At 46.4% G+C, this 15,682-nt stretch carries 14 protein-coding genes; 4 read left to right on the forward strand and 10 right to left on the reverse strand.

The features are described 5' to 3' along the window. Positions 1-5 precede the first annotated feature (5 nt). Both BIT28_RS20660 and BIT28_RS20665 read right to left on the reverse strand, forming a co-directional pair. Positions 6-551, reverse strand: a complete 546-nt coding sequence (locus BIT28_RS20660) for a sugar O-acetyltransferase (RefSeq protein WP_075766832.1) — start codon at positions 549-551, stop codon at positions 6-8. A 156-nt stretch (positions 552-707) separates the two neighbouring features. Beyond that, positions 708-2,783 carry a methyl-accepting chemotaxis protein gene (locus BIT28_RS20665; protein WP_075766833.1) on the reverse strand — a complete coding sequence of 692 codons (2,076 nt, stop codon included), beginning with the start codon at positions 2,781-2,783 and terminating at the stop codon, positions 708-710. 439 nt (positions 2,784-3,222) lie between these two features. Between BIT28_RS20665 and BIT28_RS30220 the strand changes: the two genes are divergently transcribed. Next, a complete protein-coding gene (locus tag BIT28_RS30220; RefSeq protein WP_075766834.1) occupies positions 3,223-4,335 on the forward strand; it encodes a methyl-accepting chemotaxis protein in 1,113 nt (370 codons plus the stop codon). An 84-nt stretch (positions 4,336-4,419) separates the two neighbouring features. Here the strand turns inward: BIT28_RS30220 and BIT28_RS20675 are convergent, their stop codons facing one another. Further along, positions 4,420-5,031 (reverse strand): LysE family translocator, encoded by a 612-nt coding sequence (locus BIT28_RS20675; RefSeq protein ID WP_075766835.1) that lies wholly within the window; start codon positions 5,029-5,031, stop codon positions 4,420-4,422. 131 nt (positions 5,032-5,162) lie between these two features. Between BIT28_RS20675 and BIT28_RS20680 the strand changes: the two genes are divergently transcribed. Continuing rightward, entirely contained in the window at positions 5,163-6,188 is a 1,026-nt protein-coding gene (locus tag BIT28_RS20680) for a GlxA family transcriptional regulator (RefSeq protein WP_075766836.1), read from the forward strand. A 215-nt stretch (positions 6,189-6,403) separates the two neighbouring features. Beyond that, complete coding sequence (locus tag BIT28_RS20685) at positions 6,404-7,276, forward strand: DMT family transporter (protein ID WP_217696654.1); 873 nt, start codon at positions 6,404-6,406, stop codon at positions 7,274-7,276. Positions 7,277-7,316: 40 nt separating this feature from the next. On the opposite strand, the gene BIT28_RS20690 is transcribed toward BIT28_RS20685, so the two are convergent. The 4 genes from BIT28_RS20690 to BIT28_RS20700 all read right to left on the reverse strand — a co-directional run bounded on the left by BIT28_RS20690 (position 7,317) and on the right by BIT28_RS20700 (position 11,881). Beyond that, entirely contained in the window at positions 7,317-7,862 is a 546-nt protein-coding gene (locus BIT28_RS20690; RefSeq protein WP_075766837.1) for a sugar O-acetyltransferase, read from the reverse strand. Between the two features lie 190 nt (positions 7,863-8,052). After that, the gene (locus BIT28_RS20695; protein WP_083652011.1) at positions 8,053-9,636 is read right to left on the reverse strand and encodes an ATP-binding protein; all 1,584 of its coding nucleotides are present in this window, start codon (positions 9,634-9,636) and stop codon (positions 8,053-8,055) included. A 210-nt stretch (positions 9,637-9,846) separates the two neighbouring features. Then, the gene (locus BIT28_RS29060; RefSeq protein WP_083652013.1) at positions 9,847-10,485 is read right to left on the reverse strand and encodes a hypothetical protein; all 639 of its coding nucleotides are present in this window, start codon (positions 10,483-10,485) and stop codon (positions 9,847-9,849) included. Between the two features lie 172 nt (positions 10,486-10,657). Next, positions 10,658-11,881 (reverse strand): bifunctional alpha/beta hydrolase/OsmC family protein, encoded by a 1,224-nt coding sequence (locus BIT28_RS20700; protein WP_075766838.1) that lies wholly within the window; start codon positions 11,879-11,881, stop codon positions 10,658-10,660. 405 nt (positions 11,882-12,286) lie between these two features. On the opposite strand from BIT28_RS20700, the gene BIT28_RS20705 reads away from it, so the two are divergent. Then, a complete protein-coding gene (locus BIT28_RS20705) occupies positions 12,287-12,847 on the forward strand; it encodes a sugar O-acetyltransferase (protein ID WP_075766839.1) in 561 nt (186 codons plus the stop codon). A gap of 38 nt (positions 12,848-12,885) precedes the next feature. Here BIT28_RS20705 and BIT28_RS20710 read toward each other — a convergent pair whose 3' ends face one another. From BIT28_RS20710 to BIT28_RS20720, 3 genes are all read right to left on the reverse strand, one after another. Continuing rightward, positions 12,886-13,506, reverse strand: coding sequence for a nitroreductase family protein (locus BIT28_RS20710; protein ID WP_075766840.1), 621 nt, complete (start codon positions 13,504-13,506; stop codon positions 12,886-12,888). Between the two features lie 18 nt (positions 13,507-13,524). Next, positions 13,525-14,412 carry an EamA family transporter gene (locus tag BIT28_RS20715; protein ID WP_075766841.1) on the reverse strand — a complete coding sequence of 296 codons (888 nt, stop codon included), beginning with the start codon at positions 14,410-14,412 and terminating at the stop codon, positions 13,525-13,527. 170 nt (positions 14,413-14,582) lie between these two features. Further along, positions 14,583-15,437, reverse strand: coding sequence for a LysR family transcriptional regulator (locus BIT28_RS20720; RefSeq protein WP_075766842.1), 855 nt, complete (start codon positions 15,435-15,437; stop codon positions 14,583-14,585). Positions 15,438-15,682: the final 245 nt, after the last annotated feature.

A 15,682-nucleotide genomic window follows, 5' to 3' on the forward strand; every position in this document is an offset into this window, starting at 1 on the left:
CAAATTTAAGTGTGGATGAGAGAGCGGGCGGGGTTACCGGCAACTCGATCATTAGGTGCTACATCTCGGGTTACTACCGCTCCTGCTCCTATGATGGCCTCTTTGCCAATAGTGACTCCGGGTAAGATTATTGCACCTCCGCCAATCCAGACTTTATCCTCAATTTTAACGGGTTTGGCTGTTTCTTCTCCTGCTAAGCGTCTTTCTGCATCAAGTGCGTGGGCTGCGGTATATATTTGGACTCGAGGCCCAATCATTACTCCTGAGCCAATTGTCACCCAACCATTATCTAAGATAATTGCATCGCAATTGATATAGCTATTTTTACCTACTGAAAGGTGACAGCCGTAACTAAGGTTGAAAGGTGGTGAAATATAGCTTCCATCGTCCAAAGATACTCCTATGTTAGTGAGTAACTGCTGTCGTTTAGTTGCATCGATTTCATGATTGAATTTAAAAATGGCAGTGGTGGCTGCGTCTCGAAGGTTTTGTAGTTCACTATCAAGGCAGTTATAAGTATCACCTGCTCTCATTCGAGTAAGTTCTGACATTATTATTGCTATATCGAAAAAATGAAATTTTACTTTTTCTTTGTGACAGGAAGTGAGAGATAGCTCATGGAAACGTCAACTGACATTAGCAATGTAAGTTGACGTGAATAAAAAAGCCCGCCTTATAGCGGGCTGATTTATTTGGCAAAGTGCTGATTATTGCAGCTTGAATTTGCTGACCAGCATACTTAGCTGGGCGTTGGCTGCGGCCAGGTTCTGGGTGCTGTCTACTGTCGCCTGTCCGTTCTGGGTGAGCTCGCTGACCATGCCGCGGATATTGTTCATATTGCGGCTGACTTCTTCGGTGACCGAACTTTGTTCTTCAGATGCGGTGGCAATCTGAGAGCTGAGATCGTTGATGGTGATGATCGAGTTGGTCATTGCATCCAGGCTGTCAGTGACATTGGCCGTATTGGCGGCTGTTCGTTCACAGCTTGCTCGAGTTACCTCCATCGCCGAGACAGCATTGGTGGCATCCTGGCGCAGTTTGGTCAGAATCTCGTTGATCTCTGCGGTGCTGGTTTGGGTCCGTGCTGCAAGCGAACGCACTTCATCGGCAACGACAGCAAAGCCGCGACCCTGTTCACCGGCGCGAGCGGCTTCGATGGCTGCATTCAGTGCAAGAAGGTTCGTCTGTTCTGCAATATCACCAATCACGCCAAGCACGCTAACGATTTGCTGGGTATTTTCGTTCATCGTATTGATGCTTGATGACGCGGCATCCACTTCGTCAACCAGTGCAATGACGCTGTTCGAGGCTTCAAGTACTGTGTCTTTTGATGACATGGCTACATCATGCGCTTTTTGGGTATTGGCCGCAGTTTCTGTCACGCTTTGGGCAACGGTTTCAGCTGTTGAACTCATTTCTGTCACCGCGGTGACGACTTGTTCCGTTTCGGAAGCGTGGCTGATCAAGGCTTGATTATTACGCTCTGATTGGACATTGAGCTGCTCGATACTGTGGGTGATATGGCTTGAGGCTTGCGAAATGTCCAGCAGCATCGATTGTAGGTAGACAATGAAGTTATTAACCGAGTGACTGATGTCGCCAAGCTCGTCTTGAGAAGTGATATCTAGGCGAGATGTCAGATCAGCTTCGCCGGTTGAAAGTGTGTCGATACGCTGTTTGAGTACAATCAGGCCTTTGACAATGGCATTAATCGCCCAGCCGACAGTTAGCAGTGCGATAACCATGAGCACGCCAGCTATTGTAATGCTCATATAGACTTTCTGGTTGAAAATGTCGGCTGTTGCGTTAGTCAGATTTTCCTGAATATTGGTGACATCACTCTCGTAGGTACCAGTGGCAATGGTCCAGCCCCATTCAGGGAAGATCTTCCTGGCATAGACCATTTTGTTTTCGGTCTGTTTTGTTGTTGGGTTCTCATAGGCAATTTTAACAAAAGCTTCTGACTGACCGTTGAGCTGATTAGCAATTTTGCTCGTTGTCGAAGGGATAACAGTTCCGATAATTGATGCTTTCGGATGGGCGAGAATTTTGCCGTTTTTATCCTGTACCCAGAAGTAGCCATTCTGGCCGTATTTGCTTGAGCTGATGGTATCAAGCGCAGCCTGTAATTCATCTTTTCGCAGTGTGCTGATGTACTCACCTGTGGCGATAACCAGGTTTAAAGGCTCGAAGTAAAAAGAGGCTGTCAGCTTTTCTTCGATATTGCCGGTGACAGGGTTGTTAAAGTAATAGCTGGTGAACCCAATTGTATTGTTTTTGGCGACATTTACGATATTTCGGGCGTAATAGGTGCCTTTTTTATCGGTAGAATCATAGGAACTGGTGCCTATAATACTGGTACTAATGCCGTTGGCCTTGTTGATTATTGATGTCGCATCATAGGCCAGCAGGTAGCGGCCATTATTCCAGCGGTATTCGTTAATGAAGGTGTGAATTCGGTCTTCGGCTTCAGATACTGAGTCGCTGTTGTTATATATTGTCTCGAACGTGCTGTGAAATTCAGTGATCTCTGAGGCCAGTATACCTTTAATGTGATCGATTTTGGTATCTTCATAAAAGTCGCTAAGGGCGAGGGTTACAGTATCAACCTGGCCTTTTAAATTGTCGTTTAACAGTTGTGCGACTTTGTTGTTTACGTTTGTCTTTTCTGTTTCGAGAACCGATTCTTTGGTATCAATTAAGCTTGTGATAAAGAAGCCCCCCATAATAAGCAAAGGGAGGCATAATATTGTTGTTAGCTTGGCTCTTATTGTTAATTTCACAATATTAACTCTTGGTAAATAGTTATATCAGTGGGTTTGATTATTGGCGTGAATTATACAGGCTTTATTATAAATGTGAGTCTGCTAATAATGTATTTATCAAATAATTGTAAAAATACATTTTTATTTCCACATATTTTAATGATGATTGTTATTTCAGTGTGATTTGTTTTATATATTCACCGTCATTATAAAGTCATTATTTTTGATTGTAAGTGCCAGGTTATTGACGCGTCTGTTAACCATTATATTAATAATGGTATTTGTCTCTTTTTGTTTTAATTATGTGTCAATATGCGTATTTTCCGGCTTCTAATAAAGGCTTGTAAGATACTGAAATTATACTTTTCCTATCGCAAATTCATTAAGTTGCATGTATTATGCAACTTAAGGTTTGTAACCAGACCAGTAGTTGATATGGGTAATAGGACGCGGTGTAATGGGTGTGATTTCTTTTTTCTCTAATAAATTAACAAAACATAATGCAATTAATCATCAGCAGATGGCTGTTGAAGTTAGCCAGCTAAACGATGAACTCGAACAGCAACGAGAGCTTTCCTTGCATCAACAAAAGGAATTACAGCAAAAGGAACAGGAACTCGAAGTAGCACTTGCAACCCAGCAACATTATGAAGCTGAATTGACCGCGTTATATCAGCGAATGGGAAGAATGCGTAAGTCATTTCAATGGTTGGATGAAAACCTGCTGCAAAGCAGTCAGGCCATTGGTGCAGCTGTATCCGTTTCTCACGAAGCCAAGACACGAATTGAAAAGCTGGCGGGTGAACTCACCGATCTGACTCAGCTGCAGGGACAGCAGATGAGTACGTTCGACGGCTTAAATGCAGAGATCAAGAAAACCACGGCAGTGATCAGTGATATTAGTAAGATTGCCGAGCAGACGAACTTGCTGTCTCTGAATGCGGCGATTGAAGCGGCACGGGCAGGAGAGCATGGCCGAGGATTTGCGATTGTGGCTAATGAAGTACGTGCATTGTCCGGCACAACTGGCGCATCAGCGAAAGATGCAGATGTGTTCTTATCGAGCCTGACTCAGAGCTCCTCTCAGCTTGGTGATTTAAATCAAACCTTGTCTAACCGGATTGACCTGGTGGCAGGTGATACGGCGGTAACCATGGATGATCTTGGGACGCAGCTGGCACGAATTGGGGAGACACAGTCCGATCTGGAAGCCGCCAACTGGCGTTCTAAGCTTGAGCTGGCGATGATAGATGAGACCTTCCTGCGCAGTGATATCATAAAGTTCGTCAACAGCCCGGATCAGCCTGTGCCTCCTTCGGTCATATCCTCCGAAGAATGCGGTATCGGTAAGTGGTATTACTCAGATAATGTCCGTCAGGAGTTCAAAGGAAACCGACTGTTTATGTCGCTTGAAGTACCGCATAAGCGGGTGCATGAACATGCCGAAGCTGCTGTTGAGCAGGCTACCCAAGGCAATGATAAGGCAGCCCGTGAGCAAATAGCACTAATGGAAGAGCAGTACCTTGTTGTTGAACAGGTATTGTTGAAACTTACTGGAGCATTGGGCTAGAGGTAGGGTTGGCTGTGCGGATAAGTGAGGTTCCTATTCCGTAAGTTCCGTATTTCACTTACCCGCACATATTCTTTAATGGGGTTATTGCGCCAGAGGAAGGCTGGCCCCGAGAAAAGCAAAGATCCCGCCACATCCCTGATTAAAACGTTTGCCGCTGCGTTCCAGCCACGGGCGGATCTTGTAGGCGACACGGGCAAGCAGATACTCAACCGTAAATTCAACGACGGCAAACGTTGCTGCCATGATAATGAACTGCGGCAACAGGGCCTGCTCGGGATTAATAAACTGCGGCAGGAAAGCGCCAAAAAATAACAACACCTTCGGGTTTGAAACCGCCGCGAGTCCGCCTTGCCGGAACAGAGCCATATTGCTTTTTATCGCCTTTCCCTCAATGGGATCGAGACGGATCGGCGGTGAGCGCCAGAGCTGTAGCCCGAGCCAGATCAGATACGCCCCGCCTAACCATTTAAATACGGTTAGTACTTCCCCCGATGCTAGCAATACAGCCCCGATACCGAACATAGACAGTGCAATCAGCACAATAAAGCCAAGCACACCGCCACAGATTGTCGCCAGTGTTTTTCGGTGCCCATACATTGCGCCGTGGGTGAGCGCCAACAAACCGTTGGGGCCAGGAGCAAAAGACAATCCGATAACGGCAACCAGATAAATCAGCCAAGTTTCCAAAGTCACAATTGCTCCTTTCTTTCATCGAGTAATCAACAGTGATGCGCCCAGTATAGGGTGGACGGTGCATAATATCTTGGTTCTATTTAGACGTTATAGGGTAATATCAAGACTGTAATGTGACGAATGAACTCCGTATGACTGAATCTGACTTTTTGAAAAGCGAGGCACTACCAACAGGGTCATCACCTGACGTACGCTTTTTGCTCTTGCCATTGCCCGAATTTAATATGCTGCCGTTTGGTGGTTTCCTCGATAAGTTGCGGTTTTCGGCTGATGAAGAAGATCATAGCCGGCAACGTTACTGTTCTTGGGAAATTGTTGGTATCGATAAGGAGCCGGTAATATCGAGTAGCGGTGTACCTGTGGTGGCGCAGAGAGCTGCCGTTGAGATTGCGTTGGAGGCCTACGATTATTTAGTTGTGTTCGGTGGCCGTAGTGCCAGAAGTAGCCAGCAACTTACGGATATCTATGGTGGTATGTTACGCGAAGCTGCTGCCAAAGGGGTTGCGTTGGTAAGCATTGATAATGCGTGCTTTCTGTTTGCGGCTGCCGGGTTGTTAAATGATCATAGCGTGGCGGTTCATTGGCGGCATGTTCAGGAGTTTCGTACTGCTTATCCGAGAATCGCGATCCAGACAGAACAGCTCTATTGTATTGACGGTAAGCGGATCAGTTGTGCCGGCGGTAGTGCCGCGGTAGATTTGGCCGTCGAGCTGGTGGCGCGCCACTGTGGTCGGGCTAAGGCCCTAAAAGGGCTGGCTGATATGCTGGTGGATGAGGCGCGCGGGCAGCTTCATCAGCTAAAGTCTCTGGATGAAGATATACGGGCCAATAATACGGCTGGGCGCCATGTCGGGCGGGCAATTAGCTTAATGCGCCAGTTACTGGCCGAATCCAGGACGGTCGATGAGCTGGCAGATATGCTCGCTATTAGCCGCCGACAACTCGATCGCTTGTTCAAAGAAAATTTGGGGGTGACGGCAAGGGAGTATTGGACTGAGATGCGTCTGAAACATATCCACTGGCGGGTGATTAACTCTGATCATAGCTTGCAGAGCTTAGCTGATGAGATTGGGATTCAGGATGTCAGTTACCTTTGCAAGGTATTTCGAAAGCGTTTTGGTATCAGTCCGAGCAAGTTGAGAAAAATAAGTTGTTAGCTGTGACGCCAGTTAACAATATGATTATCAAAAGCTGGTAATGTTGAACGTTCTTCTTGATGCTAAGTGCCTGTTTTAAAATCCATGTTTCTGCTTTAAAAGCTATGTTCCTGTTATAAAACGCAAGCTCCTGTTGTGTAACATAGGTGTAGTAACATCTTTCCGCGGTTTAAGGCACTGGCTATCCACTTGAGAGCAAGGATACGAGGTTTTTGATGGTTGCTGTGTACTGGATGGTTGGCACATTATTGTCTTTTTCGCTGATGGCGATTGGTGTCAGAGAGCTGGGCGGTAGTATTTCGCCATTTGAAATGCTTTTTTTCCGTAGCCTTATAGGGCTGGCGGTAATCTCGACTATTGTATTTTATCGCCGTCAGCAGAAGTTGCTGAAAACAGAACGTGCAGCTTTGCAAATTGGCCGGAACCTTATGAACTTCCTCGGTCAGTATTGCTGGTTTCTCGGCATTACCTTGCTGCCACTGGCTGAAGTGTTTGCGCTTGAGTTTACGGTGCCGTTGTGGACGCTGATGATTGCCTGTGTATTTCTGGGTGAGAAGCTCACCAAGGTGAAGATTGTCTCTCTTGGTCTGGGACTTTTGGGAGTCATTGCTATTATTCAGCCGACAGCCGCGGTATTCAATCCGGCATCCTTAATTGTATTACTGGCCGCAGTCAGTTTTGCGGCTTCATATGTAGCGACCAAGTCACTTTCTTTGACTGAGTCGCCGTTAACTATCCTGTTTTATATGTCTCTTATCCAGTTACCCATTAGCCTGGTGTTGATGTTGTCTGATTGGCAGACCCCACAAGGGGGCGAGTGGTTGTACTTGCTCATCGTTGGGCTCACCGGTTTATCAGCTCACTACTGTATTGCCAAGGCCATGCAGCACGCTGATGCCAGTGTGGTTGTGACACTCGATTTTCTGCGTCTGCCGCTGATAGCTGTAGTCGGTATGTTGTTCTATGGAGAAGCTGTTGAGCTGGCGGTTATGATGGGTGGCTTGCTGATGGTTGTTGGCAATATTATCAATGTCAGGGCAAGCAATAAGCAAACTTACATAGAGACTAAAGCAATGGCAGAAGGCTAGGCGATCAACTACATCCTTGTAGCTGTTCTTCTATAGGCGGTTAGCTGAGTGGCTTGATGATTCGGGCTGGTGAGCCCCCGACCAGGGTATCAGGCGGAACGTCTTTGGTGACGGTTGAATTAGCTGCGACCACAGAACGGGCACCAATGGTGACACCTTGGCAGATCACCACCTGCCCACCGATCCATACGTCATCTTCAACCACAATAGGCTTGCAGATTGTTTCCCAGCGACGACGTCTCAGGTGATCCAGAGAGTGGGTTGGGGTGTAGAACTGGGTGTTTGGCCCGATGAGCACGTTGTCGCCAATGCGGATTTCGGTGTTATCGAGCATGGTAACCCCCATATTGAGGAAGGTATTGCTGCCGATATGGATAGTTTTACCAAATTCACATAGAAAGGGTGGTGTTACGATACTCCCTTCGCCGAAGGAGCCGAGCAGTTGTTCCATCAAGTCTTGCAGGGTATCGCCTGGGTTATTGTTTATTTGTTGCTTCAGTGCCGCAGCATGGTTTCTGAGTGCGGTGATCTCCGGATCGAGACCGTCAAAGTCTTCGCCGTTTACCATTTTTTCGAATTCGGTCATCGTTTACCTTCGCAGGAATATCAGTATCGCAATAGATAGGGCTAAGTGTAATCGGAAAGATTGATTGGGTATTGATAGCCCTCAAAGGAACGTTAATTCAGTTCTGGAGCATTGTTTACACAGCAACTTTCGAGCAATTGCTAAAGCACCAGGCCAGACAGCCCTCGCCTAGTTTAGTCATTTTTTACCCTTAAGATTCACCTACCAAGCCCAACTGTTTTTCTAGTTTCTCTATGAGAACCTCGCGTTTAAAGGGTTTCGGCAGATAATCATCCATTCCGCAATCGAAGCACTTTTGAATGTCGTCATCGAGGATAGAGGCGGTTAACGCCACAATGTGTGTGCGAGGGTAGCCGTTGTCGTTTTCGAACTGGCGAATGGAGCGCGTGGCGTCGAAACCATTGAGAACAGGCATCATACAGTCCATCAGCACGAGGCCGATAGCTTCATGGTGAAGCTCATAGTATTCGACCGCTTCCTGTCCGTTATTTGCCAGATTGTAATCGAGCCCAATCTTCTTCAAGTTGATACAGGCAACTTGTTGGTTAACTTTGTTGTCTTCGACAATCAGGATTTTCTTTCTTAGCGTTTGCGGGGCCGTTGGGGGGCTCGCAGGTTCTGGTAAGTCATGATTCACGGCTGTCGTCAGTGCTTTTTTGAGTCGGGTACCAAACAACGGGGCTGTAACAAATGCTGTGATGTTATTTGAGCCGTTGATAGTGTCAGTGCTGATAGTTTCCGTATTGCGTCGAATATAAATAATAGGGTATTGAGAGTAGTTACTCTCAACGTCTTGTAACATCTCGAAATTATCAACAAGGATCAAGCCGACTTGCTGTATTGACGCAGGTATGGTCGAGGCGCTTTGAACGATTGTGGCATGATGACCGAATCGCTGAATTTCATCGACCAGCAGTGCATTGGTCGCTTTGGTGAAATAAACAATATCAATTGGCTCATCGGTTGATAGCTGTTGTTCGTCATTATTGAACTTAACGTCGAAATAGAACTGACTTCCCTGACCCTTATTTGAGATAAGCTGGATTTTCCCACCCATGAGCTCGACCATCTTAGCTGAAATGGCCAGGCCAAGGCCTGTTCCGCCATATTGAGCTGACGTGTCTGCATTTTCCTGCTTAAACTCATCGAATATATGTTGCTGTTTATCCTTGTCTATACCAATTCCGGTATCGGCGACAGAAAAGTAGATCGTCGTGGATAGATTCGTCTGCATAACCAGTTTGACCGAGAATGTGATGGAACCCTTTTCGGTGAATTTAATTGCATTTGAAGCAAGGTTCATGATGACCTGGCGGAGCTTTTGTTCGTCGGCTTTGATGTAGTTAGGCAGCGATGGGTCAAGTTCGATATGAATATCGATATTCTTTTGCTGTGCTTTGGGCGCAATCAGGGCTGCAGTATCGAATAGGATCTCTTTAACTGCGCAGGTATGCGGACAGATTTCGAGGTGGCCGGATTCAATCTTGGAGAGGTCCAAAATATCATTGATAAGCATCAGCAGCGTTTGTGAAGAGGCATTGATTGTTGATAGGTAGTCCTTCTGAATGGCCGTGAGACGGGAGTCTGACAAGATTTCGGTCATCCCTAAAATACCATTGAGCGGTGTTCTGATTTCATGTGACATATTGGCCAGGAAGGCACTCTTGGCCTTGTTGGCTTGTTTCTCGTGTTCACGAGCATTGATGAGTTGGTTTTCCAGTTTGCCTGTTTGATGAACCACATAGAGCAGAACGGCAATGATAGACAGGCACAAGACACTACCGGCAAGGAGCTTGATGAGTTCGAAATAGCTTAGCTTTTCGGCAATCTTTTGCGGAATTACAGAAAACAGTGCGTTGAGTTTGTCCTCGAGTATGTGAATGGTATTTCTTAACTCACGATGCCTGCCTTGGTTGTGATCGTAGCCAAATACTTTAAAGGCGCGCTGAAGGGCATAGAAATCAAGATTAAATTGATTAAATGCTTAATTCAGTGAAGTAGAGTTGGGTGTTTGGGCGATTTCACTACGGATTTGAACCAGTGTTGTATCTATTTCTCGAAGTACATCTGCCTCGAAGTCTGAGAAAAACTGATACATCAAATCCTGCGTGGTAAGTGTTAGCTCATCTAACCGGTTATTTCTCGAAGCGTTGACCTCCTTTTCCAGGCTGAGGGTACTGTCTTTGAGCTTGTCGATTAGCCCAGGTTTCTCGTTGGTTCCTCGGATTAGAACAAGCATATCAGCAAGGGTGATGAACGTTTGGTAGTAGGTATTGACTGAGTCCAGGGTAACTTGGGGATCGTAGTCAGTGGCAAGATCGTTGGCCTGAATCGTATTATGGATATCATTGAGGTTGATGACGATATGCTCATAAGCCGCTGTCATTTTTTCCTGGTATTGCGAGTCCACTCTTGCAATAAAATCTTTTTCATGTCGGCGCATCATCAACATGTCATTGGATGCGTTAAGAATTTGAATTTCCAGGGAGATAAGTTGCGCTCGTTTATTATTAAGTGTTTGCTCGGCATAGAAGAAAGTGCCGAGAAACAGCACGATGATGAGAGCACCATAGCTGAGCAGTTGTTTTATCGAGCGGGTTTGATTGTATTGAGGTGTCTGCATCGAAATCCATTTCCTTCCTGAGCCGAGTACGGTAGTTAAGCTACCGTTACAGTCAACGCATTGATTTTTATTGTAGTTCTATCATAGAACGGTCATCGAATGCAGTATGTTAGACTGGTTGCATTGTAAAGAAAATAACCGGGGACGTCGCTGTAGGTAATGATAAGTGCCGTTATTCCTTCAGAATCGTTTTCACTTCTAGTTCACTGTGCAGGGTACGGTGCACCGGGCAACGGTCGGCAATTTCCAGTAATCGCTGCTGTTGCTGCTCGGTGAGCGCCCCTTTGAGTGTGACGTAGCGGGAGAGTACTTCAATTTGGCTGTCTTTAACATCACACTCTTCGCAGTCCTTCGCGTGCTGTCGGCTATGGTTGAGCTCAACGGTGACATCTTCGAGCGGGATTTGTTTTCGGTTGGCGTACATCCGAATGGTCATTGAGGTGCAGGCACCCAATGCGGCTAATAAGTGCTCGTAAGGATCGGGGCCAAGATCGCTGCCGCCGACGGATGTAGGCTCGTCGGCCAGCCATACGTGGCTGTCTGACAAGACTGTTCGGGTAAACTGATGATTCTTTTCTGCAACTAATACATGACCTTTGCTGAGCGGGTTATCTTGTCGGTCGATTGCATCTGCAGCAGTGACATAGCGTGATGACCAGGTAGCAATTGTCGATGCCACATATTCGGCATCGGCCGCGTTGGTAAGCAGGTGATCGGCACCATCGAGGCTAACAAAGCTCTTGGGGTGTTTGGCCGCCTGATAGATTTTTTCCGCTTCTTTGATAGAGACGGTTTGGTCGACTGGCGAGTGAAAGATGAGCAGTGCTTTTCTGAGTTTGGCTATCTTATCAGGCTGGTTATGCTCGGCCAGATCATCCAGAAACTGTTTTTTGATGGTAAAGGGGCGGCCAGCCAGATTGACCTCCGCGACTCCTTGCTTCTCGATGGCATCAAGCTGACAGGCAAACTGCTTGGTGACATGTTGAGGATCGGCGGGAGCGCCAATGGCTACTACGCCGCTGGCCTCGGGAATGGATTCGGCGGCGGCCAGCACGGCTGCTCCTCCCAGGCTGTGGCCTATCAGCAGGGCTGGCGCGCGGTAATGTTCACGCAGGTAGTTTGCTGCATGGATAAGATCGGCGATATTGGACGAGAAGTTGGTATTGGCAAAGTCACCATCACTGCTGCCGAGCCCCGTAAAGTCAAACCGAAAAACGGCAAAGCCATTCGCCGTCAGGGATCGTGCAATACGGGATGCAGATACAACGTCTTTGCCACAGGTGAAACAGTGGGCGAACAGGGCAAAGGTGTGGGGATTGCTGTTTGGCAGCTCCAGTAATCCGGCGATGGATTGACCGTCACTGCCAGTAAACTCCAGTTTGATACGCTTGGGCATAATGCCGACTCATTGATAGTAGATATGAGTCAATCATAGACCACGGATATTCGGATTAACCGTTAGCTGATAGCGATGCTTTTCTGGTGACAGTCGCTGATCCATCTCGGGCCCAAGGTGGAATGGTGGTTGCCAGGACTATCAGGCCAACAAGCTACCAATATCAGAGCAGCAGAAGAACCTGGCTTATACGGCATCTATTCAGGCGGTGCAGGCAACGATCCGTCGCCTTGGTGTATTGAGAACTCATAAGTAGTTTGTTCGATTAACAGCGTGAGATCTGGCGTCGCACGGAATGTGATCCGGTGTATATTTTGGTGTGCTGGTGGTGTTTTTCTCTCACATTACAGAAGCCATGATCTTCATAATAGTGGCAACTTAAGTATTGGATAATGCGGAAATACGATGATTGAAAAAGAAAAAATGCTGTCAGGCTTGATGTACCAGGCCTGGGATGCCGAGTTGCTAGCAGAGCGCCAGAAAGCCAAAGAGTTGTGTCACCAGCTAAATCACCTTAGCCCGAGCCAACCAGAGACCCGACAGGCACTCATTAGCGAATTACTGGGGCAAGAAAGCGATGCGTGCCTTGAATCGCCGTTTAACTGTGATTACGGCTACAACATCAAGGCGGGCAAAGGCTTCTATGCCAATCATGGTTGTACAATTCTTGATTGTGCCCCTATTCATATTGGCGATAACTGCTTGCTGGCACCTGGGGTAGTCATAGCGACTGCCGGGCATCCGCTTGATCCGGTTGAGCGAGCTTCTGGCGAGGAGTTTGCCAAGAGCATTACCATAGGTAACGATGTGTGGTTTGGTGCCAATGTCACTGTGTGTCCGGGCGTGACGATTGGCGATAATGTGGTTGTTGGGGCTGGCAGTGTTGTTAATAAGGATTTGCCTTCCAACACAGTATGTGTCGGGTCGCCTGCCAAGCCAATCAAAGACATTCCACCCAAGCAATAAGTCTTCAGAGCAAAGGTGAGTGAGCAGTATCACTCACCTTAAATTATCTCTAACACTTCCTGTAGCGGTTTGCGCATTTTTTGCGGCCAGTTTCCTTCTGCTGGGTAGCCGACAGTCACTAACATGACCGGAAGGATAGACGATGGCAGATTAAATGCTGATTGAACCGCCTCAGTGTCAAAGCCGCCAACAACGCCGGTGGATAGCCCTTGCTCGTCTGCCGCAAACATCAGGCTCATGGATGCAAGTGAAGCTGAGCGAATGGCCTCGTCTCTTCGAAGCTCTGAATTGTCTTGGTGCGATTCTGTCACCATATCGACCCATGTTGCCTTGATCTCTTCGGTGATGATGCCTTCGCTTACCGATGGTTGAAGCGCGTCTCCTAGTGTCTTGTAGCCTTCCAGATCACCACAGACTATATAGGTCACTGAAGCATCTTTAACTTGTTGTTGCCCATATGCAGCCTGGCATAAGTTGGATTTCTGCTCTTCGGAATGAACAGCAACGAATTTCCAGTTCTGTAGATTAAAAGCTGACGGTGAGTACGTTGCAAGTCTGACCAATTCAGAGATTGTTTCTGCAGTGATTTTTTTAGCCGGATCATATTTTCCGGTTGTTGAACGACTTTCTAAGTAATGTTGTATGCGCGAAGTATCCATTGATAAGTCTCCTTGAGATTAACTGTTATTCGATAAAACGTGTGTTGGCGTTTTCTTGGCCTTATTCGAGTGATTGACGATAAATAAAATTGAAACCAGAACCGTCACCACGCCAGCGATTTGGTTGATACCTAAATCTTCTCCTAAAATTATCCAGCCGAGCGTGAGTGCGGTTATCGGGCTTAGTAAGCCTAATGAGGATACAGAGGTGGATGGCAGGGCTTTAATGCCTCTGAACCATAAGGAATAAGCTAGCAATGCGCCAAATGAGCTTAAATAGAAATAACCAATGAAGTTGTTCAACGTAATGCTTGATGGAAGTGTATCAAAGGCGATGGCAAACGGGACAAGGCATATACCGCCTAGTAATAATTGCCATCCGGTAAATGACATAATATGAAGCTCTGATCCCCAGCGTTTAGATAGAAAAGTGCCTAGTGACATGGAGACAGTACCGGCAAACGCAGCCATCAAGCCGATGTGATCCCAGGATGTACTGTTATTAACGAAGATTGTCGCCATACCGACGATGGCAAAGATACCGCTAGCCAGTACTGTAAACCTGGGTTTGTTTTTATCCAATAACCATATGATTACCATGATGATAATTGGTTGCATGGCACCAACAACAGCCGCAACACCTCCCGGCAGCCGATAGGCGGCAACAAAAAGCAATCCCTGGAAAATACCAATATTCAGAACAGATAAAATGAGCATTTTTAATCCATTCTCTCGTCCTAAACGAGCCGGGAATAACAATAGGAGAATTAATCCAGCAGGAATAGATCGAATAAGCGCAGCAGTAAATGGCTGGTCCTCTGGAAGTAATTCTGTGGTAACGATATAGGTGGACCCCCATATAATAGGTGCAAGAGCTGTTAATAATATATTCTTTAAATATTGCATAGAAGATGCCTGCTCAATGTGACTCAAAGAACTTTGGCATCTATTTATGATTAACTCAATCTTATATCAGAAAAATAAACATCGCTATTTCTTATGATAATTATAGGTTTTCATGATGTATTAATCTGGGTATATGTTCTTAATAGGAAAAATTGCTGTTGATATAGTTATTATTGGAGTAATTCTTTTAGCTCAACGAGTAGTTCAATCTCTTTGTGGCTAGGGTGATAGGTATATTGAAGCAGTACTTCACGTGTCGCGTAACCGTCGAGTTGAACTCTTGCCATTGTCTTGTCATCTATAACGGCTTCTGGAAGCCATGCGAAGCCAACACCCTGACGCACAAGGTTGGCAGAGCTTGAGACATTGCTTGTCGCTATTTTATGTCTACCTGGCAGTAGACCTGTAGACAGGTTTGTTCTCGAGCCGAGATCGGTCAGGATCACCTGACAGTAGTTGGATAAGTCCTGTAGTTCTACATTGTCCATTTGAGCTAATGGGTGTGAATGGGCTGCGACAAGATGTTTACTGATTGTAGCGATTGGAGCCGACGTGTGACTTGCAAGCGCAAGCGATGAAATGATGGCACTTACGCGATTGTCTTCGAGCATTTCTTTGGCAAGAGACAAGGTTGTTTCATAGATCTTAAGGTTTGTGTATGGATGTCGCTGGGTAAATATATCGATTGCTTGCGCCAAACGTTCAGGCGGGTAAAGGGTATCTATAGCCAGCGCAAGTGTTTTGTTGGCTTGCTCGCTCGGTTGACAGGCTGTTTGTTCAAGCAAATTGGCTTCGGCGAGGAAGGTTTTTGCCAACGGCAATAGTTGCAGGGCAAACGGACTGGGGACTGCGCGGCGTCCCTCTAGGGTAAACAGTTTCTTTCCGGTAATACTTTCTAAATTCTTGATTGTCGAACTTAGTGCCGGCTGCGATTTAAAAAGCAGCTTTGAAGCATTGGAGAAACTTCCCGTTTCAATGATTGTTGCAAAGACACGCCACTGATCGATGGTTGTTTTGTTAAGCATGGTTCTATTGTCCTTATTTCACCCAATGAAAGTATTGGGTTTTGGGAAATAAATAGCAATAGAAATGGCTATCATTGATTATTGTGTTTTATACATGCGCGATGGTTTGTTGACCTTCTATTTTGCAAACTTGTTGCAAATCAGTGGTGGTTAGGCATAGCACGGTCAGTTCGTCGGTTAAACTATCGACAACAGTGCTGAATCTGTGTGATCGCTCGATAATTATACTTCCTATGGAAAATATT

It is taken from the genome of Photobacterium proteolyticum, from assembly GCF_001939735.1.
GTDB classification, from domain to species: Bacteria; Pseudomonadota; Gammaproteobacteria; order Enterobacterales; family Vibrionaceae; genus Photobacterium; species Photobacterium proteolyticum.

Excerpts from the sequence above, each read along its gene's own strand:
- BIT28_RS20660 (WP_075766832.1), bottom strand. The coding sequence starts at position 551 with ATGTCAGAACTTACTCGAATGAGAGCAGGTGATACTTATAACTGCCTT.
- BIT28_RS30220 (WP_075766834.1), top strand. The coding sequence starts at position 3,223 with ATGGGTGTGATTTCTTTTTTCTCTAATAAATTAACAAAACATAATGCA.
- BIT28_RS20680 (WP_075766836.1), top strand. The coding sequence starts at position 5,163 with ATGACTGAATCTGACTTTTTGAAAAGCGAGGCACTACCAACAGGGTCA.
- BIT28_RS20685 (WP_217696654.1), top strand. The coding sequence starts at position 6,404 with ATGGTTGCTGTGTACTGGATGGTTGGCACATTATTGTCTTTTTCGCTG.
- BIT28_RS20690 (WP_075766837.1), bottom strand. The coding sequence starts at position 7,862 with ATGACCGAATTCGAAAAAATGGTAAACGGCGAAGACTTTGACGGTCTC.
- BIT28_RS29060 (WP_083652013.1), bottom strand. The coding sequence starts at position 10,485 with ATGCAGACACCTCAATACAATCAAACCCGCTCGATAAAACAACTGCTC.
- BIT28_RS20700 (WP_075766838.1), bottom strand. The coding sequence starts at position 11,881 with ATGCCCAAGCGTATCAAACTGGAGTTTACTGGCAGTGACGGTCAATCC.
- BIT28_RS20705 (WP_075766839.1), top strand. The coding sequence starts at position 12,287 with ATGATTGAAAAAGAAAAAATGCTGTCAGGCTTGATGTACCAGGCCTGG.
- BIT28_RS20710 (WP_075766840.1), bottom strand. The coding sequence starts at position 13,506 with ATGGATACTTCGCGCATACAACATTACTTAGAAAGTCGTTCAACAACC.
- BIT28_RS20715 (WP_075766841.1), bottom strand. The coding sequence starts at position 14,412 with ATGCAATATTTAAAGAATATATTATTAACAGCTCTTGCACCTATTATA.
- BIT28_RS20720 (WP_075766842.1), bottom strand. The coding sequence starts at position 15,437 with ATGCTTAACAAAACAACCATCGATCAGTGGCGTGTCTTTGCAACAATC.